A 20,150-nucleotide genomic window follows, 5' to 3' on the forward strand; every position below is an offset into this window, starting at 1 on the left:
GAGCGCCCAGGTGAATCGCGCTTTGCCGGGGACGTCACCAAGCGAGACGCCGCCGCCAACTTGTCAGTAAGGCGGAGAAATGTATAAGGTGCCTGTCTGGACAGGTACGCTGACTCAACGCGAGCGAAACGACTGCATGAAAATCAAGACCATCGGATTGGCGACACTCTTGACCGCCTGTGCCCAGGTGGCGCACGCGGCCCCTTTCACCGTGTCGGACATTCGCGTGGAAGGCCTTCAACGGGTCTCTGCGGCTTCCGTCTTCAATGCTTTTCCCGTCAACGCTCGCGATCGAGTGGACGACAGTGAACTGGCCGAAGCGGCTCGCCAGCTGTTTGCCACCGGACTGTTCGAAGATATCCAGCTGGCCCGTGAAGGCGACGTCCTGATCATCCAGGTGGAGGAGCGCCCGACGATCTCGGCGCTGAATATCGAAGGCAACTCCCAGATTCCCGACGAGGACCTGCGTGCGGGCCTCAAGCAGGCCGGCATCAGCGAAGGCCAGGTGCTGCAGCTCTCGACCATCGACGAGATGAAGCGTGAGCTGGAAGGCCTCTACCAGTCCCAGGGCCGCTACAGCGCGCGCATCGACACCGAGCTTACGCCGGTGGGTCAGGGCCGGGTGCGGGTCGACATCAACATCAATGAAGGTGCGGTCGCCAAGATCCGCCAGATCAACATCGTCGGCAATGAAGCCTATTCCGACGAGATCCTGCTCGACGAGTTCGAGCTCGAGGACGATCCCGGTCTGTTCTTCGGCTGGTTCTCCGCCGACGAGTACTCCCGCGAGGCGCTGGCCGGTGACCTGGAGCGGCTGCGTTCCTACTACCTCGATCGTGGCTACGTAAACTTCGAGATCACCTCGAGCCAGGTATCGATCAGCCCGGACAAGTCGCGCATCTTCATCACCATCAACGTCAATGAAGGCAATCGCTACCGGGTCGGCGACATCAGCTTCGTTGGTGATCTCAAGGTGGCCGAGGCCGAGGCCCGCGAGCTGCTGCAGTTCGAATCCGGTGATATCTTCTCGCGCAGCGACGTGGTGGCGTCCTCCGAGGCCATGCGCTCGCGCCTGGGTGCCGAGGGCTTTGCCTTCGCCGAGGTCAACGGCATCCCCGAGGTGCGCAGCGACGGCGAGACGGTGGACCTGAGCTTCCAGGTGGCGCCGGGGCGTCGCGCCTACGTACGGCGTATCCAGTTCGTCGGCAACACCACCACCAAGGATGAAGTGCTGCGCCGCGAGATGATCCAGATGGAGAGCGCGCCAGCCTCCACCGAGGCCATCTCCCAGTCGCGCCAGCGCCTCGAGCGCCTTGGCTTCTTCAAGCAGGTGCAGGTGCAGACCGAGCCGGTCCCCGGCGAGAGCGACCAGCTCGACGTCACCTACACCGTCGAGGAACAGCCCTCAGGCTCGCTGTCGGCGAGTCTCGGCTTCTCCCAGAGTGCCGGCGTCATCTACGGCGCCTCGCTGTCCCAGAACAACTTCCTGGGTAGCGGCAACCGGGTCAACATCGGCGCCCAGAAGAGTGATACCTACACCAGCGTCAACTTCGGCTTCACCGATCCCTACTGGACCCTGGACGGCATCTCCCGCGGCTACAACTTCTACTACCGGGCCACGGACTACGAAGATTCCGACATCTCCACCTACTCCACCGATGCCCTCGGTGCCGGGATCAACTTCGGCTACCCGATCAACGAGCTGACGCGGATGAACTTCGGCGCCAATATCGAGAAGCTCGAGATCGACACCTACGACGACACCCCGTCGGAGATCAAGCGTTACGTGCTCGACGAGGGTGACGACGCCAGTACCCTGTCGGCCACCGGCAGCTGGACCCGCAACGACCTCAACCGCGGCATCATGCCGACGGCGGGTAATTACCAGCGGCTGTCGCTGGAACTCGGGGTGCCCGGCAGTGACGCCGAGTACTACAAGGCCAGGGCCCAGGCCAAGCACTTCTTCCCGTTCAACGAAGAGCAGACCTGGTCGTTGAAGTTCAGTGGCCAGCTGGGCTACGCCGATGCCATCAATTCGAGCGATCCCTATCCGTTCTACGAGAACTTCCTCGCCGGTGGCCTGGGCTCGGTGCGTGGTTTCACCGACAACACCCTTGGCCAGCTCACCACCGAACGTGAGGACGGTGATGACGAGACCCTCGGCGGTAACGTGCTGCTCGAGGGCAGCATGGAGCTGATCTTCCCGATGCCGTTCGTCGAGGACAAGCGCTCGGTGCAGCCGTCGCTGTTCGTCGATGCCGGTAACACCTTCCTCACCGAGTGCTACGACGTGCTGTCCGAGGACGAGGATCGCAAGAAGTGCAACTCCGGGGTGGAATTCAGCGATATACGCTACAGTGTGGGCGTGGGCGTCTCCTGGCTGACGCCGGTGGGTCCCCTGACCTTCAGCGTGGCCGAGCCGCTCAATGACGAGGACGAGGACGACACCCAGGTGTTCCAGTTCTCGCTGGGTCAGACCTTCTGATGAGGACAGGCGGCCGTCGCCGCTGGCTGGTGTGGTTGGCGCTGGCCGCTGCACTGAGCAGCCCGGTGTCGGCATCGGCGTCCCAGGTGGCGGTGCTCGACTGGCGTCGCGCCGTGCTCGACACCGAGGCCGCCCGCAGTGCCATGCAGAGCCTGCAGCAACAGGTCGCACCCTGGCAGCGCGAGGCCGAATCGCTGCGCCTTGAGCTCGAGGCACTGGCCGACGACCTGGCGGCTGCCGAAGGGCCGCCGAGCCCCTCACGGGTTCAGGAATTTCAGCGAAAAGGGCAGCGTTTCGATCGCCTCAGACGTGATATCCTCGAGGCTCGCCAGGAAGCCGAACAGCGTTTGATAAGTCGCCTGGAAGGCAGGGTCGACCAGGCGGTCGCTCAGGTCATCGAGCGTCACGAGGTCGAGGTGCTGGTGACACCGGACGGTGTCCTGCACAGCGGTCGTGATCTGCCGGACCTGACGGCCGAGGTCACCCGGCTGCTCAACACGTACTGAGGGAATCGCCGACAGCGCCTGTCCCGAATTCCGTCGTCACCGCATTACGGTCATACATGAAATCGACACGTACACAGCCAAACCTCTCCGATATCGCCTCTCGCCTGGGCGCTCGCCTGCACGGTGACGGCAGCCAACGTATCGTTGGCCTGGCGACGCTCAAGGACGCCGGCCCCGATCAGGTGAGCTTTCTTGCCAATCGCGCCTATCTGAAGGACCTGCCGTCCACCCGGGCGGCGGCGGTGCTGCTTCACGCCGACCATCTCGACGCCTGCCCGGTGCCAGCGCTGGTGCTGGACAATCCCTACCTCGGCTACGCCGAGCTTTCGCGCATGCTTGACCCCCAGGCCGACGCGCACCAGCCGGGCATCCATCCCAGTGCGGTGGTGGCCGAGGACGCCAGTCTGGGTGCCGACGTCTCGATCGGCCCCAATGCGGTGATCGAGTCAGGTGCTCGCCTGGGGGATCGTGTGGTGGTAGGGCCCGGTTCGGTGGTCGGGGCGGACTGCGAGATCGGCGAGGACGGTTTCCTGCACGCCAACGTCACCCTCTATCACGGCGTGGTCGTCGGCAAGCGTGTCATCTTGCACAGCGGTTGTGTGATCGGTGGCGATGGCTTCGGTTTTGCCCACGACGGTGGCGGCTGGCGCAAGATCGCCCAGCTCGGTGGCGCGGTGCTCGGCGATGATGTCGAGGTCGGCAGTTGCTCGAGCATCGACCGTGGGGCGCTGGGTGACACCGTGATCGGCAATGACGTCAAGATCGACAGCCAGGTGCAGATCGCCCACAACGTGCACATCGGTGACCACAGCGCCCTGGCCGGCTGTGTCGGCATCGCCGGTTCCACCCGGGTGGGCCGCCACTGCATGCTGGGTGGCGGAGTGGGGCTGTCCGGCCACCTGACCATCTGCGACGGCGTCCAGGTCACCGGCATGAGCCTGGTGACCAACTCCATCCTCGAACCCGGGGTCTATTCCTCGGGTACCGGGGCCATGGAAAACAGTCAGTGGCGCCGCAATGCGGTGCGTTTCAAGCAGCTCGACAGTATCGCCAAGCGGGTCAATCGTCTGGAGAAGCGAGGCTCCGGCGAGGCTTGAGGGGCGGGTACAGGTCGGTATAATCCACCGCCTATTGCCGGTATGGTGCCCTTGGCCCCCGCCGGTCATGTCCTTCCAGGGAGAAGGGCTCTTGTCATTTCAGAGGTCGCTACGATGGTTATGGACATCAACGAGATTCGCGAATATCTGCCCCACCGTTATCCTTTTCTGCTGGTGGATCGGGTCACGGAACTGACCCTTGGCGAAACCATCGTTGCCTACAAGAACGTCAGCATCAACGAGCCGTTCTTCAATGGTCACTTCCCCCACCACCCGATCATGCCCGGCGTGCTGGTGGTGGAAGCGCTGGCTCAGGCCTGCGGTATCCTGGGCTTCAAGACCGTCAACAAGCTACCCGCCGATGGCTATGTGTACTACCTGGTCGGCAGCGACAACGTGCGCTTTAAGCGCCCGGTGATGCCGGGCGACAAGCTTGAGCTGCGCGCTGAGGTCGAGCGGGCCAAGCGGGGTATCTGGAAGTTCAAGTGCCGTGCCACCGTGGAAGGCGAGCTGGCCTGTGAGGCCGACATCATCTGTGCCGAGAGGAAGATCGCTTGATACATCCGACCGCCATCGTAGACCCCGGCGCCCGCCTGGCCGACGATGTCGAGGTGGGGCCCTTCAGTGTGATCGGCCCAGACGTCGAGATTGGCGCCGGGTCGGTCATCGGCCCCCACGTCGTGGTGCAGGGCCCCACCGTGCTGGGCGAGCGTACCCGCATCTTCCAGTTTGCCTCGGTGGGGGAGGCCTGCCAGGACAAGAAGTACCAGGGCGAGCCGACCCGCCTGGTGATGGGTGACGACAACGTCGTGCGCGAGGGCGTCACCCTGCACCGGGGCACCGTTCAGGATCGCAGCGAGACCACCATCGGCTCGCGCAACCTGTTCATGGCCTACGTCCACGTCGGCCATGACTGCGTGATCGGCGACGACTGCATCCTGGCCAATCAGGTCACCCTGGCGGGCCACGTGCACCTGGGCGACTTCGCGATCATTGGCGGGCTATCCGCCATCCATCAGTTCTGTCGTTTCGGCTCCCACGCCATGGCAGGCGGTGGCTCGATCATCACCAAGGACACCCCGGACTTCGTGATGATCAACGGCAATCCGGCCCAGGCCCACGGACTCAACGTGGTCGGGCTCAAGCGCCGCGGCTTTGCGACGGAAGCCATCCGTGCCCTCAGCGAGTCCTACAAGCTGGTGTACCGTCAGGGGCTCACCGTGGAACAGGCCATCGGCGAGATCCGCCAGCGCTTCTCGCTGGCCGAGACCGAAGCCTTCGTGGCCTCGATCGAGGCGTCCTCGCGGGGCATCATCCGCTAGGCAGTCGTCGGCCCGGCGGTCGGGCCGGCGGTCGGCGCCCGCAGCGGCGGGCGTCAGCCCCAGTGTCGTCGGCCATCTTGATGGCCGTCGTCGGCTTGGGCACCCTTCCATCGTCAGACTTGTTCAGCCAGTCAGGTATCCGTCATGACCCACGCTGCACGCGATGTCGCCAGCGAGACAGGCTCAATCCGCCGCGTCTACCTGGTGGCCGGTGAACTGTCCGGCGATATTCTCGGAGCGAGCCTGATGCGCGCGCTCAAGGCGCGTCATCCCGAGGTGGCATTCCGAGGACTGGGTGGCCCGCGCATGATCGCCGAGGGGCTCGAGTCGTTGTATCCGCTGGAGACCCTGTCGGTGATGGGGCTGGTGGAGGTGATCAAGCACCTGCCAGAGCTGATCCGCGTGCGCCGCACCCTGCGTCGGGATGCACTGGACTGGGAACCCGACATCATGGTCGGAATCGACGCCCCGGACTTCAATCTTGGCCTCGAGCGCCAGCTGCGCGAATCAGGTGTCACCACCGCCCACTACGTCAGCCCGTCTGTATGGGCCTGGCGTCAGGGGCGGGTCAAGGGCATCGCCCGCTCGGTGGACGCCATGCTGACCTTTCTGCCGTTCGAGGCGGCCTTCTACGTCAAGCACCGGGTGCCGGTGGCCTTCGTCGGCCATCCGTTGGCCGACGAACTGCCGCTGGTCAACGACCGCCGGGCCACGCGCGAGGCGCTGGGGATTGCCGCCGACGCCCGGGTGCTGGCGTTGCTGCCCGGCTCCCGGCGCAACGAGATCCGCTTCATGGGGGAGACCTTCCTGGAGGCTGCCGAGCGCCTGGTCAAGGCAAGGCCGGGGCTTGCGGTGGTGATCCCGGCGGCCGCGCCCGAGCGAAGGCAAGAGCTCGAGGCGCTGCTGGCCGCGCGGCCGGCGCTTGCGGCCTGCGTCAGCCTGCTCGATGGCCAGGCTCGTGAGGCCATGGTGGCAAGCGACCTGGTGCTGCTGGCTTCCGGCACCGCGGCGCTGGAGGCGATGCTGTGTCATCGCCCCATGCTGGTGGGCTACCGCATGGCGCCGATGACCCATCGCATCGCTCGGCTGATGGTCAAGACCGAGTGGATCTCGCTGCCCAATCTGATCGCCCGCGAATCGCTGGTGCCGGAGTTGATCCAGGACGAGGCCAGCAGCGAGGCCATTGCCACCCGCCTGGGCGAGTTGCTCGACGATGAAGCGGCGCGGACTGCGCTCGAGGCTCGCTTTGCCGCCATGCACGAGGGGTTGCAGCGTGATGCCAGCCGGCGTGCGGCGGAGACCATCGAAGCGCTGGTAGCGGGACAGCCGTTGCCGGAAAGCGTATCGCCTCGGCTGGCCGAGGAGGTGGCCGAGGCCACGGCTGATGAAACGGATGATGTCCGTCAGGAGGCTGGCGGTGGCCGCTGAAGCGAAGTCCAGGCGCAGCAACAAGCCTGCCTTGCCGCCGCTGGTGGTGAACTATGATGGCAGCTTGCTGGCCGGTGTCGATGAGGTTGGTCGAGGGCCGCTGGTGGGCTCGGTGGTGGCAGCGGCGGTGATCCTCGATCCCTCGGTGCCGATCAGCGGACTCAATGACTCCAAGGCGCTGAGTGCCAAGCGTCGCGAGGCGCTCGACGGCCAGATACGCGAGCATGCTCTGGCCTACCATGTGGCCGAGGCGAGCCCCGAAGAGATCGACCGGCTCAATATCTATCACGCCACCCATCTGGCGATGCGCCGGGCCATCGATGGTCTGGCGCCGGCTCCTGAGTACCTGCTGGTGGACGGCAATCGGCTGCCCGGGCATCATGTTCCGGGCCAGGCCGTGGTCAAGGGCGATGCCCGCCATCCGGCCATCGCCGCCGCCTCCATCCTGGCCAAGGTGGCCCGTGACGCGGCCATGCTGGCCCTCGACGAGCGCTATCCCGACTACGGCTTCGCCCGCCACAAGGGCTACCCGACGCCTGAGCATCTGGCCGCGCTCGAACGCCTCGGGCCGCTGGCCGAGCATCGCCGGTCGTTTGCACCGGTAAAGCGTCAACTGGCGCTGTTCTGACCCGTTTTCACACACCCGCCACGGCGGGTCGAGGTAAGGCTTTCTCATGTCCGCTCCCTTCGTTCATCTTCGCGTCCACAGCGAGTTCTCCCTCGTCGATGGCCTGGTGCGCCTCAAGCCGTACGTCAAGGCGGGCATCGAGCACGGGGCGCCGGCGCTGGCGCTGACCGACGAGGCCAACCTGTTCGGCCTGGTGAAGTTCTACAACGGTGTCCAGGGCGCCGGCATGAAGCCGGTCATCGGCGCAGATCTGTGGCTGGTCAACGGCCACGACCTGGATCACCCCTATCGGGTGACCCTGCTGGCGATGAACGACGTCGGCTACCGCAATCTGACCGAGCTGATCTCGCGTGGCTGGGTCGAGGGCCAGCGCCAGGGGCGGGCCTACCTGGAGAAGGCCTGGGTGCTCGAGCAGAACGAGGGGCTGATTGCGCTGTCTGGTGGTCGCGATGGCGATGTCGGTCGCCACCTGCTCAGCGATCTTCACGCCGATGCCAGGCGCCTGCTGGACGACTGGTGCCAGGCCTTCCCGGGACGTTTCTATCTGGAGCTGACCCGTACCGGCCGCCCGCTGGAAGAAGACTGCGTACACGCCTCGGTGGCGTTGGCGCTGGACACCGGGGTGCCGGTGGTGGCCACCAACGACGTGCGCTTTTTGAAGCGTGAGGACTTCTGGGCCCACGAGACCCGGGTCTCCATCGGTGAGGGCAAGGCGCTCGACGATCCCCGACGTGAGCGCCGTTACACCGAAGAGCAGTACCTGAAGTCGCCCCAGGAGATGGCCGAGCTGTTCGCCGATATCCCCGAGGCGCTGGAAAACAGCGTGATGATCGCCGCGCGCTGCAACGTCGACGTGCGTCTGGGCGAGATCTTCCTGCCGGAGTACGGCATCCCCGAGGGCATGACCCAGGACGAGTTCTTCCGCAAGATCTCCCACGACGGTCTGACCGAGCGCCTCGAGGCGCTCTATCCGGTGGCGCATCACCCCCGCGACAGTGACGAATGGGCGGCCCTCGAGCAACGCTACCGCGAGCGCCTGGACTTCGAGCTGAACATCATTCTGCAGATGGGGTTCCCTGGCTACTTCCTGATCGTGATGGACTTTATCCAGTGGGCCAAGGACAACGACGTGCCGGTGGGGCCGGGGCGGGGGTCCGGTGCCGGCTCGCTGGTGGCCTACGCCCAGAAGATCACCGACCTCGACCCGATCCAGTACGACCTGCTGTTCGAGCGCTTCCTCAACCCGGAACGTGTCTCCATGCCCGACTTCGACGTCGACTTCTGCATGGAGAAGCGCGACCGGGTCATCGACTACGTGGCCGAGCGCTATGGCCGCAACGCGGTGTCCCAGATCGTCACCTTCGGCACCATGGCCGCCAAGGCGGTGGTTCGCGACGTGGCCCGGGCCCAGGGCAAGCCCTATTCGCTGGGTGACAAGCTGTCCAAGCTGATCCCCTTCGAGGTCGGCATGACGCTGGCCAAGGCCATCGAGGAGGAGCCTCAGCTCAAGGAGTTCCTCGAGGCCGACGAGGAGGCCCAGGAAATCTGGGACATGGCGCTCAAGCTCGAGGGCGTGACCCGAGGCACCGGCAAGCACGCCGGTGGCGTGGTGATCGCCCCCACCAAGCTGACCGACTTCTCTCCGCTGTTGTGCGATGAAGACGGCTCCGGCCTGGTGGTGCAGTTCGACAAGAACGATATCGAGGACGCCGGCCTGGTCAAGTTCGACTTTCTTGGCCTGCGTACCCTGACCATCATCGACTGGGCCTTGGAGATGGTCGACAAGGTGCGCTCGAAGGAGGGCCAGGGACCGCTCGATATCGACACCATTCCGCTGGATGACGGCAAGACCTTCGAGATGCTCAAGAAGGCCGAGACCACTGCCGTGTTCCAGCTCGAATCCCGTGGCATGAAGGAGCTGATCAAGCGCCTGCTGCCGGACTCGCTGGAGGACATGATCGCCCTGGTGGCGCTGTTCCGTCCCGGTCCGCTTCAGTCCGGCATGGTCGACGACTTCATCAACCGCAAGCACGGTCGGGCGGAGATCTCCTATCCGCACCCGGACTACCAGCATGATCTGCTCAAGCCGGTGCTGCAGCCCACCTACGGCATCATCCTGTACCAGGAGCAGGTGATGCAGATCGCCCAGGTGATGGCCGGCTACTCGCTGGGCCAGGCCGACCTGTTGCGTCGTGCCATGGGCAAGAAGAAGCCGGAAGAGATGGCCAAGCAGCGCGCCGGCTTCATGGAGGGCTGCGCGGCCAACGGCATCGATGCCGACCTGGCGGGCAACATCTTCGACCTGGTGGAGAAGTTCGCCGGCTACGGCTTCAACAAGTCGCACTCCGCCGCCTACGCCCTGGTGTCCTACCAGACCGCCTGGCTCAAGGCCCACTATCCGGGTCCCTTCATGGCGGCGGTAATGTCCACCGAGATGGACAACCTCGACAAGGTGGTGCCGCTGATCGAGGAGTGTCGTCACCTCAAGCTGACGGTGACCCCGCCGGACGTCAATGTCGGTGGCTACAAGTTCACCGTCGACGAACAGGGGCGGGTGGTCTACGGCCTGGGCGCGATCCGTGGGGTGGGCGAAGGTCCCATCGGCGCCATCGTCGAGGCGCGCAGCGCAGACGGCCCCTTCAGCGACCTGTTCGACTTCTGTCGGCGGATCGACCCCAAGCGCATGAACAAGCGTACCCTGGAGGCCTTGATCCGCTCCGGGGCGCTGGACAACCTGGGGCCAAACCGCGCCGTGCTGGCCGCCTCGCTGGATGACGCCCTGAAGGCCGCGGCCCAGAGCCACAAGAACCAGAGCGCCGGGATGATGGATCTGTTTGGCGAGGCCTTCGCCCCGGACGAGGACGACAGCGCCAGCGATCCCTACGCCGACTATCTGCGCGTGCGGGAGTGGAGCGACCGCGAGCGCCTGGCCGGCGAGAAGGACACCCTGGGGCTCTATCTGACCGGCCATCCCATCGATGAATACGAGGAAGAGCTTTCGCGTTTCGTCTCGACCCGCATCGCCGACTTGAAACCGTCCCGCGAGCCCCAGCGGGTCGCCGGCCTGGTGGTGGCCCAGCGCACCATGAAGTCCAAGCGTGGCGACACCATGGCGTTCGTGACCCTGGACGACCGTACCGGACGCATCGAGGCGTCGCTGTTCGGTGAGCTCTACGACAGCGTGCGCGAGCAGCTCGACAACGCCGAGGTGCTGATCATCGAAGGCGAGGTGTCCAGCGATGACTACTCCGGCGGCCTGCGCCTGCGCGGCAAGGAGGTCACCCCCATGGTCCAGGCGCGCTCGCGCTTCGGTCAGGCGGTGGAAGTGTCGGTGGATGGTCGTGAGGCCAACGGTCGACTGATCGACAGCCTGCGCACGAGCCTCGAGCCGCATCGTCACCAGGAAGGCCTGCCGGTGCGCCTGCGCTACCGCAATCTGGAGGCCACCGGCTGGCTCGAACTCGACGAGCAGTGGAAGGTGCTGCCATCCGACGACCTGCTGATCGCGCTGCGTGAGGTCGAGGGCCAGGACGGCGTCCGCCTCAAGTATCGCTAGCGGCGCGGGGTTGCGAGGGCGCCTCTAAGACGATCTTGACCCGCTGCGCCTTGCGTGGCCCGGTCAGGGTGCGATAATGCACACCACTTTTTCTTTGCCATGGGTGGGCTTGCGACGACTGCGTCGCGCCCGCCTGACCATGACCACAAGGCTGGCCCATGAATCCCAACTATCTCGATTTCGAACAGCCCATCGCCGAACTGCAGGCCAAGATCGAAGAACTGCGTCTGGTCGGCAACGACAGCCAGGTCAGCCTGGCGGACGAAATCTCCCGTCTCGAGGAAAAGAGCCGCAAGCTCACCGAGTCGATCTTCAAGGACCTGTCGCCGTGGCAGGTATCCCAGCTGTCGCGCCATCCCCAGCGTCCCTACACCCTGGACTACCTCGAGCACGTATTCACTGACTTCGACGAACTGCACGGTGATCGCGAGTTCGCCGATGACGCTGCCATCGTCGGTGGTGTGGCGCGACTCAATGATCGTCCGGTGATGATCATCGGCCACCAGAAGGGCCGCGACGTCAAGGAGAAGGTGCGCCGCAACTTCGGCATGCCGCGGCCGGAAGGCTATCGCAAGGCCTGCCGTCTGATGGAGATGGCCGAGCGCTTCAAGATGCCGGTGCTGACCTTTATCGACACCCCTGGTGCCTACCCGGGCATCGACGCCGAGGAGCGCGGTCAGAGCGAGGCCATCGCCTACAATCTGGCGGTGATGTCGCGGCTTGAGACGCCGATCATTTCCACCGTGGTGGGCGAAGGCGGCTCCGGCGGCGCCCTGGCCATCGGCGTGTGCGACGAGCTGATGATGCTTGAATACTCCACCTACTCGGTGATCTCGCCGGAGGGCTGTGCCTCGATCTTGTGGAAGAGCGCCGAGCGGGCTAGCGACGCCGCCCAGGCCATGGGGATCACCGCCAGCCGTCTCAAGGAGCTGGGCTTCGTCGACACCCTGATCAAGGAACCCCTGGGCGGCGCCCATCGCTTCCCCCATGAAACCGCCACCCGGGTCCGCGACGCCATCGGCGAAAGCCTCGAGCGCCTCGACGCCATGGATACCGCGGCACTGCTCGAACGTCGTTACGAGCGTCTGATGAGCTACGGCGCCCCGGCCTGAGCCCGAACGCTCTGCATCGATGAGCGTCTGATGAGCCACGGCGCCCCGGCGTCAGTGACGCAATTGGCGTAAGTGGCGCGGGCAAGTTCCCCGCGTCTGGCGTCGACCCAGCGGCCCCCATCGTCCTGCGATGGGGGCCGTATGCATAGTAGGTGCCACCGCCCACCCTGACCCTCAGGAATCGCCGACATGCCGACGTCTCCCACCCTTGAAGCGCGAATCGAGCGGGCCCTCGACCGGGTGCCGCCGGAGCGGTCGTTGTGGATCGCGCTGTCCGGCGGGCTCGACTCCTGCGTGCTGCTGGCGCTGGCGGCAAGGGTCTGCGGGCAGCGGTCGCGCCGATTGCGGGCGATCCACGTGCACCATGGCCTGCAGGCGGCGGCGGATGACTTCGAGCGCCACTGTCGCAGGCTATGCGCGCAGCTGGGGGTAACCCTCGAGGTCGTCCGGGCAAGGGTGGACCGTACCTCCGGCAAGGGCCTGGAGGCGGCGGCGCGCCAGGCGCGCTACGACGCCTTCGTCGAATGCCTGGACGCCGGTGATGTGCTGTGGCTGGCCCAGCACCGTGATGACCAGGCCGAGACGCTGCTGCTGGCCGCACTCAGGCGCGCAGGCGTTGCGGGCCTTGCCGCCATGCCTGCGCGGCGTGAGGAGCGTGGCCTTTCGATCGAGCGCCCCTTGCTGGAGGTCCGGCGAAGCGAACTGGAAGCCGAAGCCCGGCGTCGCGGGCTCGATTGGGTCGAGGACCCCAGCAACGCCAGTCGCGAGTTCGATCGCAACTATCTGCGTCATGAGGTGGTGCCGGCGCTGACGCAGCGCTGGCCCGACGCCGCGGATGCCCTGGCGGCGAGCGCCCGGCATGCCGGCGAGGCGGCGGCACTGCTGGACGAATACGCGCTTGAGGATCTGGCGCGGCTGGGTGGCGACCCCGCCAGGCTGGAACTCGAGGGCCTGCTGTCGCTGTCACGGCGCCGTCAGCGCTGGATGATCGGGCTGTGCCTGCGTCGGCTGGGACTTGCGCCGGCACCGGGACCACGGTTGGACGATCTGCTTGAGCAATGCCATGCCCGGCGTGACGCCGAGGTCAAGGTGAGCTGGCCCGGGGCAGAGGCGCGGCTCTGGCGCGGTGCGTTGTGGCTGATGGGGGAGGGTGCCGGAGATCCGCTGGAGGTTGCCGAAGGCCCCTGGTCGCCAGGGAGCGCCCTGGTGGTCGCGGGGGTGTCGATGAAGCTGCCGACGACAGAGGAGGAAACGCCGCTGCCACTGTGGCTGCGCCAGCGCCAGGGCGGCGAAAGGCTGAGGCTTGCCGGGCGAGGAAGTCGCGACCTGAAGCGGCTGCTGCAGGAAGCTGGTGTGCCGCCCTGGCGGCGTGCCCAGGTGCTGGTGGTGTGGCAGGGCGAGGTCTGTGTGGCTGCGCTGGACGCCGGCAGGGGGTGCTGGATCGCCCTGGCCGAGGGCTGGACGGCGTCGCCCTGACGGGCAACGCCTGGGGCCGGCTGATGGCTTGGCCAAGGGCTCTGGCCGTGGCATTTGACCAAGGGCTCTGGCCATGGCTTCTGGCCAAGGGCTCTGGCCGTGACTTCTGGGCAATGGCTCTGGCCAGGGACCGTGTGAGAGGGCTCAGGCTTCGGCGTGGGCCGTGCTCGCGTGCAGCTTGAGCGCGAAGTCGGTATTGGCCAGGTAGTCGGCCTCGCGCTCCAGGTCGGTGCACAAGAGGCCTGGCTCGTCGCCGCCCTGGTAGTGCAGATGCAGGACCTCGCCGTCCACCTCGAGCCGCGGCGTCGCCGGCGGCTGCTCCGGGCGCGAATGGTTGAGGATCACCGCCAGTCGAAGCAGGCGTGCCAGGCGCTGGCTGTCACGCTGTTCGGCCTTCGGCAACAGCTGCCATTCCTTGCTCGGGAACTTGCGTCGGTGGGCGCGGACCAGGAAGGCCAGCAGGCGCTGTTCCGGGCGCGAGAAGCCGGCCAGATCCGAGTGCTCGAGCAGATAGGCGCCGTGGCGATGGAACTGACTGTGCGAGATCGACTGGCCGATCTCGTGCACCCAGGCGGCCCACTCCAGATAGCGGCCACGTTCCTCATCGAGCCCCCAGTCGTCGGCGACCTGGGCGAACAGCGCCTTGGCCGAGGCGGCCACATTGTCGGCCTGGCGAACGTCGACGGCGTTGTAGCGGGCCAGGGTCTCCAGGCTCTTTAGACGCGAGTCCTCGGGACTGTTGCGGCCAGCCATGTCGTAGAGCACCCCTTCACGCAGGGCGCCGTCGGCGTAGCGCATTTCGCTGAGGTCGAAGGCCTCGAAGATCGCGCACAGAATCGCGACACCGGCGGGAAAGACCCGGGCACGATCGGCCTTGAGCCCGTCCATGGAGACCTTGTCGAGCTGCTTGGTCTTGATCAAGCGCTTTCTCAACTTGGCCAGACCGTCGCGAGTGATCACTCCTTCCGGCGCGTCGCCTGCCGCGTGCATCACCGCCGCCGCCGCCTTGATGGTGCCGCTGGAGCCCACCGGGTCATCCCAGCCCAGACGCTGGTAGGGTCTGCGGATATTAGCCAGTTCCGACAACGCCGCGAGTTCGGCGTTGCGCATGCGCTTCTCGCTGATATCGCCGTCGCCGAAGAAGCGTCGGGTAAAGGTCACGCAGCCCATGGAGAGGCTTTCCAGCGCCTTGGGTTCGAACTGTTCGCCGATGATGAACTCGGTGGAACCGCCGCCGATATCGACGATCAGCCGGCGCCCGTTCTCGGCCAGGGCGTGGGCCGCGCCGAGGTAGATCAGGCGTGCCTCCTCGCGCCCGGCGATGATCTCGATGCGCGTGCCGAGCATGGCCTCGGCGCGGTCGATCAACTCCTGGCTATTGTGGGCATCGCGCAGGGCGTTGGTGCCCACCACCCGCATACGCGAGGCGGGGATGCCCTCGAGAAAGGGCGCAAAGCGAGCCAGGCAGTCCAGCGCCCGCGTCATGGCGTCCTCGTTGAGGTAGCCGTCGTCGTCCAGGCCCGCCGCCAGCTGGACCTTTTCGCCCAGCCGCGCCACCACCTGCAGCCGGTCATCCTGATAGTTGGCCACCAGCAGGTGAAAGCTGTTGGAGCCCAGATCGATGGCGGCCAGGCGGGCGGGGTCCTTGGTGGCGTCGTGGGGCGACTCGCGCAGGGTGCTGAGCGTATCCGAGGGTTGATTCATGGCGGGTCCTTCACTGGAGATGGATCAAGGTTGCGTTTCGCCCCGGGGGATGTCAATGATCCGGGTCCGCCACGGGGCTTGCGTTCCCCTTCCGGCTTGTCTAGTATCGGGTCATTCGCCTGTTTCGAATGTGTTTTCCCGGTCGCGCCGCCGCCGCGACGTGACCATCCCAAGTCGTCAGACAGCCCGCACGACGTCAGCTCCGCTCCCGGCCAAGGCCCCGGCCCAAGCCCGCGAGACGCTGGCAACGGCGAATGAACCTGCTCCCTCGTCCAGACGCTGGCGTGGATCTCCCCTCCGGAGAATCCAGTCAATGGCCCTATTATCTTTACCTGGCCTCGCACGAGCAGCCTCGGGCTCTGAACGCACTCAATCGGCGTGTCTTTTCGCCCCTCGGCGCCTTGCCGCCCGGCTTCCACGAGTAATTTCTGAACTCTGATGAATCTGACCGAACTCAAGCAAAAGCCCGTGCCGGAGCTTCTCGATATCGCCCGCGAGATGGGTATCGACAACCTGGCCCGGTCCCGCAAGCAGGACATCATCTTTGCCATCCTGAAGAAGCACGCCAAGAGCGGCGAAGACATCTTCGGCGATGGCGTGCTGGAGATCCTTCAGGACGGTTTCGGATTCCTGCGCAGCGCCGACAGCTCCTACCTGGCCGGCCCCGACGATATCTATGTGTCGCCGTCCCAGATCCGGCGCTTCAACCTGCGCAAGGGCGACACCATCTCCGGCAAGATTCGCCCGCCGAAAGAAGGCGAGCGCTACTTCGCGCTGTTGAAGGTCAGCCAGATCAACCTGGACCGGCCGGAGAACGCCAAGCACAAGATCCTGTTCGAGAACCTCACGCCGCTGTTTCCGCAGGACCGTCTGCGCATGGAGATCGGCAATGGTTCCACCGAGGATCTGACCGCGCGCATCATCGACCTGACCGCACCCATCGGCAAGGGCCAGCGTGGCCTGATCGTGTCGCCGCCCAAGGCGGGCAAGACGCTGATGTTGCAGAACATCGCCACCTCGATCACGCGTAACAACCCCGAGTGCCAGTTGATCGTGCTGCTGATCGACGAGCGCCCCGAGGAGGTCACCGAGATGTCGCGCACCGTGCGCGGCGAAGTGGTCGCCTCGACCTTCGACGAGCCGCCGGCGCGTCACGTCCAGGTGGCCGAGATGGTGATCGAGAAGGCCAAGCGTCTGGTCGAGCACAAGAAGGACGTGGTCATCCTGCTCGATTCCATCACCCGTCTGGCGCGCGCCTACAACACCGTGGTGCCGTCCTCCGGCAAGGTGCTGACCGGTGGTGTCGACGCCCACGCCCTGGAAAAGCCCAAGCGCTTCTTCGGTGCCGCGCGTAACATCGAGGAAGGCGGCAGCCTGACCATCATCGCCACGGCCCTGGTGGACACCGGCTCCAAGATGGACGAGGTGATCTTCGAGGAGTTCAAGGGCACCGGTAACATGGAAGCCCACCTGGATCGCCGTCTGGCCGAGCGTCGCGTCTATCCCGCGCTCAACATCCGCCGCAGCGGCACCCGTCGTGAGGACCTGATCGCCTCCGACGAGGAGATGCAGCGCATGTGGATCCTGCGCAAGCTGCTCAACCCGATGGACGATACCGCGGCCACCGAGTTCCTGATCGACCGACTCAAGGACACCAAGACCAACCTCGAATTCTTCGAGGCGATGAAGCGCCGCTAGCGTTGGCCAACGCCGCGCCTGGGCGGTCGCCAGACGCAAGGTCCAGGTGACCGAGGTCAAGACGAGGGGCAGCATGCTATGCTGCCCCTTTTGTGTTCAGGGGAGCGAGGCAATCGCATGAAATATGGTGACTTGCGTGACTTTATCGCGGGTCTCGAGGCCGCCGGCGAACTCAAGCGGGTGACCGCCGAGGTGGACCCCTATCTCGAGATCACCGAGATCTGCGATCGCACCCTGCGCGCCGGTGGCCCGGCGTTGTTGTTCGAGAACGTCAAGGGCAGCGAAATGCCGCTGCTCGGCAACCTTTTCGGCACCCCCAAACGCGTCGCCATGGGCATGGGCCAGGACTCGGTGGAGGCGCTGCGCGAGGTCGGTGAGCTGCTGGCCTTTCTCAAGGAGCCGGAACCTCCCAAGGGCTTTCGCGATGCCTGGGAAAAGCTGCCGATCTTCAAGCAGATCATGAGCATGGGTCCCAAGACCGTGCGCTCGGCACCGGTCCAGCAGCGAGTCTTCGAGGGCGATGAGGTGGACCTGGATCGACTGCCGATCCAGCACTGCTGGCCCGGTGATGCCGCCCCCCTGGTGACCTGGCCGCTGGTGATCACCAAGGGCCCGCACAAGAGTCGTCAGAATCTCGGTATCTATCGCCAGCAGAAGCTCGGCAAGAACCGCCTGATCATGCGCTGGCTGTCCCATCGTGGCGGCGCGCTGGACTTCCAGGAATTCCAGCAGGCGCACCCCGGCGAGCCCTTCCCCGTAGCGGTGGCGCTGGGCGCCGACCCGGCGACCATTCTGGGGGCGGTGACCCCGGTGCCTGACTCGCTGTCCGAGTACGCCTTCGCCGGGCTGCTGCGTGGCTCGCGCACCGAACTGGTCAACTGCGGTCACGCCGACCTGCAGGTGCCGGCGTCTGCCGAGATCATCCTCGAGGGCTTCCTGTACCCCGATGATACCGCGCCGGAAGGTCCCTACGGCGACCATACCGGCTACTACAACGAGGTGGAGACCTTTCCGGTGTTCACCGTGACGCGCATGACCATGCGCAAGGACGCCATCTACCACTCCACCTACACCGGACGTCCACCGGACGAGCCTGCGATCCTCGGGCTCGCCTTGAACGAGGTGTTCGTGCCGATCCTGCGCCGCCAGTTCCCTGAGATCGTCGACTTCTATCTGCCCCCGGAAGGCTGCTCCTACCGCATGGCGGTCGTGACCATGAAAAAGCAGTACCCGGGCCACGCCAAGCGGGTAATGATGGGGGTATGGAGCTTCCTGCGTCAGTTCATGTACACCAAGTTCGTGGTCGTGCTGGATGATGACGTCGACGCTCGCCAGTGGGAGGACGTGATCTGGGCCATCACCACCCGCATGGACCCGGCCCGCGACACCGTGATGGTCGAGAACACCCCGATCGACTACCTCGATTTCGCCTCTCCGGTGGCTGGGCTCGGCTCCAAGATGGGCCTGGACGCCACCAGCAAGTGGCCGGGTGAAACGGACAGGGAGTGGGGCGTGGCGATTGCCATGGACGACAGCATCAAGTCCCGGGTCAGCGAGCGCTGGGACGAATTCGACATTCCTCTCCCCGACAGCAACAAGAGGTCGACATGACGGCAAGGACCCTGACCTGCCAGGTCATCGAGGTCGAGGACCTCACCCCTGACGTGTTTCGCGTGATTCTGGAAGGACGCGCCGAGGCCATGGCCCATGCCCCGGGCCAGTACCTGGAAATGTGCCTGGACGATGACTGCTGGGTGCCCTTTTCCATCGCCAGCCGCCATCGTGACGATGGGCGACTCGAGCTGCATATTCAGCACTGGCCCGAACGCTCCAACTCGGCCCAGCTCAGGGCCATGCTGGTCGAGGCCCAGCACCTGACCGTGCGTCTGCCGGGGGGCGACTGCGTGCTGGATGGTGAAAGCGATCGTCCGCTGACGCTGATCGCCGCCGGTACCGGCTTCGCCCAGATGAAGGCGATCGTCGAGGCGGCGCTCCACGCCAACCCCGAGCGCTCCATCAGCCTGTGGTGGGCGGCCAAGGAACGCCGTGATCTGTACGCCGAGAGCCTGGCCCGGCAGTGGGTCGCCGAGTCCGATAAGGTCAGCTTCCACGCGGTCTGCGAGGAAGGCTTCGAGCAAGGCTTCGCCGACGAGCGGGTGCACGCCCATCATGGCCGTATCGACGCCGCACTCGCCGCCGAGCTTGGCGATGTGTCGGGCCACGACGTCTATCTGTCGGGCTCGCCCGGCATGGTCTATGCCTGTGTCGACGTGCTCGCCTCGCTGGGGCTGGACCCGTCACGGGTGTTCTCGGACGTCTTCGCCTACGCGCCACGCGACCCTCTGGTGCCGGTGGTCGGTAGCCTGGTCGGGGAAAAGCAGTCATGAGCGCGTCGCCGATCCTGATTACCGGTGGCGCCCAGCGTCTGGGGCGTCACTGCGCCGAGCGCCTGGTACAGGACGGCCAGCCGGTGATCATCAGCTATCGCCGCGAGCGCCCGGAGCTCGAGGCCATGCGCGAGCGCGGCATCGTCACCCTCCAGGCGGACTTCTCCAGCGAAGACGGTATCCTCGACTTCCTGGAGCGGCTCAAGAGCGAGACCGGATCGCTTCGCGCCATCGTCCACAACGCCAGCGACTGGGCACCGGACAGCGATGGCGATGATGCCGGGGCCGCCTTCGAGCGGCTGTTCCGTATCCATATGCTGGCGCCTTACCTGATTAACCTCCACGCCAAGGCCTTGCTCGACGCCTGCAGCGAGCCCCAGCGGGACATCGTCCACATGACCGACTACGTGGTGCAGAAGGGCTCGCGCAAGCACGCCGCCTACGCCGCCACCAAGGCCGGGCTCGACAATCTGACGCTGTCCTTCGCCGCGCGTTATGCCCCAGAGATCCAGGTCAACGCCATTGCGCCAGCGCTGATCATGCTCAATCAGGGCGACGACGAGGACTATGCCGCCAAGGCCAGGGCCAAGTCGGCGATGGACATGGTGCCGGGGCCCGGGGTCATCTACCAGAGCCTGCGCTACCTGCTCGACAACCGCTATGTGACCGGGACGACCCTGGCCGTGGACGGTGGCCGCCACCTGCGCTGAATCGCCGGCGGACTCGCCTGACCCGAGGAATCCCCCTAGAC

General features: G+C 65.6%; 15 protein-coding genes. 14 read left to right on the forward strand and 1 reads right to left on the reverse strand.

What is annotated here, in order from left to right; all coding sequences use genetic code 11:
* The first annotated feature begins 136 nt into the window (after positions 1 to 136).
* The 10 genes from bamA (at position 137) to tilS (ending at position 13,610) form a co-directional block, all read left to right on the forward strand.
* Complete coding sequence (gene bamA, locus C6W88_RS09420) at positions 137 to 2,485, forward strand: outer membrane protein assembly factor BamA (RefSeq protein WP_181248592.1); 2,349 nt, start codon at positions 137 to 139, stop codon at positions 2,483 to 2,485.
* Positions 2,485 to 2,991: an OmpH/Skp family outer membrane protein gene (locus C6W88_RS09425; protein WP_108132286.1), complete on the forward strand. Its 507-nt coding sequence runs from the start codon at positions 2,485 to 2,487 to the stop codon at positions 2,989 to 2,991. The genes bamA and C6W88_RS09425 overlap by 1 nt, the downstream gene beginning before the upstream one ends.
* 56 nt (positions 2,992 to 3,047) lie before the next feature.
* A complete protein-coding gene (gene lpxD, locus C6W88_RS09430) occupies positions 3,048 to 4,088 on the forward strand; it encodes a UDP-3-O-(3-hydroxymyristoyl)glucosamine N-acyltransferase (RefSeq protein WP_045991178.1) in 1,041 nt (346 codons plus the stop codon).
* Positions 4,089 to 4,202: 114 nt separating this feature from the next.
* Positions 4,203 to 4,646, forward strand: a complete 444-nt coding sequence (fabZ, locus tag C6W88_RS09435; protein ID WP_045991177.1) for a 3-hydroxyacyl-ACP dehydratase FabZ — start codon at positions 4,203 to 4,205, stop codon at positions 4,644 to 4,646.
* Positions 4,643 to 5,410: an acyl-ACP--UDP-N-acetylglucosamine O-acyltransferase gene (gene lpxA / locus C6W88_RS09440; RefSeq protein ID WP_045991176.1), complete on the forward strand. Its 768-nt coding sequence runs from the start codon at positions 4,643 to 4,645 to the stop codon at positions 5,408 to 5,410. Before fabZ ends, lpxA begins: the two co-directional genes overlap by 4 nt.
* A 144-nt stretch (positions 5,411 to 5,554) precedes the next feature.
* Positions 5,555 to 6,838 (forward strand): lipid-A-disaccharide synthase, encoded by a 1,284-nt coding sequence (gene lpxB / locus C6W88_RS09445; protein ID WP_108132287.1) that lies wholly within the window; start codon positions 5,555 to 5,557, stop codon positions 6,836 to 6,838.
* Positions 6,828 to 7,466, forward strand: coding sequence for a ribonuclease HII (rnhB, locus tag C6W88_RS09450; protein ID WP_231498598.1), 639 nt, complete (start codon positions 6,828 to 6,830; stop codon positions 7,464 to 7,466). Before lpxB ends, rnhB begins: the two co-directional genes overlap by 11 nt.
* Positions 7,467 to 7,512: 46 nt before the next feature.
* Entirely contained in the window at positions 7,513 to 11,022 is a 3,510-nt protein-coding gene (gene dnaE, locus C6W88_RS09455; RefSeq protein ID WP_108132288.1) for a DNA polymerase III subunit alpha, read from the forward strand.
* 158 nt (positions 11,023 to 11,180) lie between these two features.
* Positions 11,181 to 12,134: an acetyl-CoA carboxylase carboxyltransferase subunit alpha gene (locus C6W88_RS09460; RefSeq protein ID WP_045991173.1), complete on the forward strand. Its 954-nt coding sequence runs from the start codon at positions 11,181 to 11,183 to the stop codon at positions 12,132 to 12,134.
* A 189-nt stretch (positions 12,135 to 12,323) separates the two neighbouring features.
* Positions 12,324 to 13,610: a tRNA lysidine(34) synthetase TilS gene (tilS, locus tag C6W88_RS09465; RefSeq protein WP_108132289.1), complete on the forward strand. Its 1,287-nt coding sequence runs from the start codon at positions 12,324 to 12,326 to the stop codon at positions 13,608 to 13,610.
* Positions 13,611 to 13,754: 144 nt separating this feature from the next.
* Here the strand turns inward: tilS and ppx are convergent, their stop codons facing one another.
* Positions 13,755 to 15,314, reverse strand: coding sequence for an exopolyphosphatase (ppx, locus tag C6W88_RS09470; protein WP_108132290.1), 1,560 nt, complete (start codon positions 15,312 to 15,314; stop codon positions 13,755 to 13,757).
* A 438-nt stretch (positions 15,315 to 15,752) separates the two neighbouring features.
* On the opposite strand from ppx, the gene rho reads away from it, so the two are divergent.
* From rho to folM, 4 genes are all read left to right on the forward strand, one after another.
* Positions 15,753 to 17,012 carry a transcription termination factor Rho gene (gene rho / locus C6W88_RS09475; RefSeq protein WP_045991171.1) on the forward strand — a complete coding sequence of 420 codons (1,260 nt, stop codon included), beginning with the start codon at positions 15,753 to 15,755 and terminating at the stop codon, positions 17,010 to 17,012.
* 117 nt (positions 17,013 to 17,129) lie between these two features.
* Positions 17,130 to 18,623: a 4-hydroxy-3-polyprenylbenzoate decarboxylase gene (gene ubiD, locus C6W88_RS09480; RefSeq protein ID WP_045991170.1), complete on the forward strand. Its 1,494-nt coding sequence runs from the start codon at positions 17,130 to 17,132 to the stop codon at positions 18,621 to 18,623.
* A complete protein-coding gene (locus tag C6W88_RS09485; RefSeq protein ID WP_108132291.1) occupies positions 18,620 to 19,399 on the forward strand; it encodes an NAD(P)H-flavin reductase in 780 nt (259 codons plus the stop codon). The genes ubiD and C6W88_RS09485 overlap by 4 nt, the downstream gene beginning before the upstream one ends.
* Positions 19,396 to 20,109: a dihydromonapterin reductase gene (gene folM / locus C6W88_RS09490; protein WP_108132292.1), complete on the forward strand. Its 714-nt coding sequence runs from the start codon at positions 19,396 to 19,398 to the stop codon at positions 20,107 to 20,109. The genes C6W88_RS09485 and folM overlap by 4 nt, the downstream gene beginning before the upstream one ends.
* The last annotated feature ends 41 nt before the right edge of the window (positions 20,110 to 20,150 follow it).

The organism is Halomonas litopenaei (genome assembly GCF_003045775.1).
GTDB classification, from domain to species: domain Bacteria; phylum Pseudomonadota; class Gammaproteobacteria; order Pseudomonadales; family Halomonadaceae; genus Halomonas; species Halomonas litopenaei.

Bases quoted from the DNA above. Each gene is read 5' to 3' on its own strand.
- bamA (WP_181248592.1), top strand. From the start codon at position 137: ATGAAAATCAAGACCATCGGATTGGCGACACTCTTGACCGCCTGTGCC.
- C6W88_RS09425 (WP_108132286.1), top strand. From the start codon at position 2,485: ATGAGGACAGGCGGCCGTCGCCGCTGGCTGGTGTGGTTGGCGCTGGCC.
- lpxD (WP_045991178.1), top strand. From the start codon at position 3,048: ATGAAATCGACACGTACACAGCCAAACCTCTCCGATATCGCCTCTCGC.
- fabZ (WP_045991177.1), top strand. From the start codon at position 4,203: ATGGTTATGGACATCAACGAGATTCGCGAATATCTGCCCCACCGTTAT.
- lpxB (WP_108132287.1), top strand. From the start codon at position 5,555: ATGACCCACGCTGCACGCGATGTCGCCAGCGAGACAGGCTCAATCCGC.
- dnaE (WP_108132288.1), top strand. From the start codon at position 7,513: ATGTCCGCTCCCTTCGTTCATCTTCGCGTCCACAGCGAGTTCTCCCTC.
- C6W88_RS09460 (WP_045991173.1), top strand. From the start codon at position 11,181: ATGAATCCCAACTATCTCGATTTCGAACAGCCCATCGCCGAACTGCAG.
- tilS (WP_108132289.1), top strand. From the start codon at position 12,324: ATGCCGACGTCTCCCACCCTTGAAGCGCGAATCGAGCGGGCCCTCGAC.
- ppx (WP_108132290.1), bottom strand. From the start codon at position 15,314: ATGAATCAACCCTCGGATACGCTCAGCACCCTGCGCGAGTCGCCCCAC.
- rho (WP_045991171.1), top strand. From the start codon at position 15,753: ATGAATCTGACCGAACTCAAGCAAAAGCCCGTGCCGGAGCTTCTCGAT.
- ubiD (WP_045991170.1), top strand. From the start codon at position 17,130: ATGAAATATGGTGACTTGCGTGACTTTATCGCGGGTCTCGAGGCCGCC.
- C6W88_RS09485 (WP_108132291.1), top strand. From the start codon at position 18,620: ATGACGGCAAGGACCCTGACCTGCCAGGTCATCGAGGTCGAGGACCTC.
- folM (WP_108132292.1), top strand. From the start codon at position 19,396: ATGAGCGCGTCGCCGATCCTGATTACCGGTGGCGCCCAGCGTCTGGGG.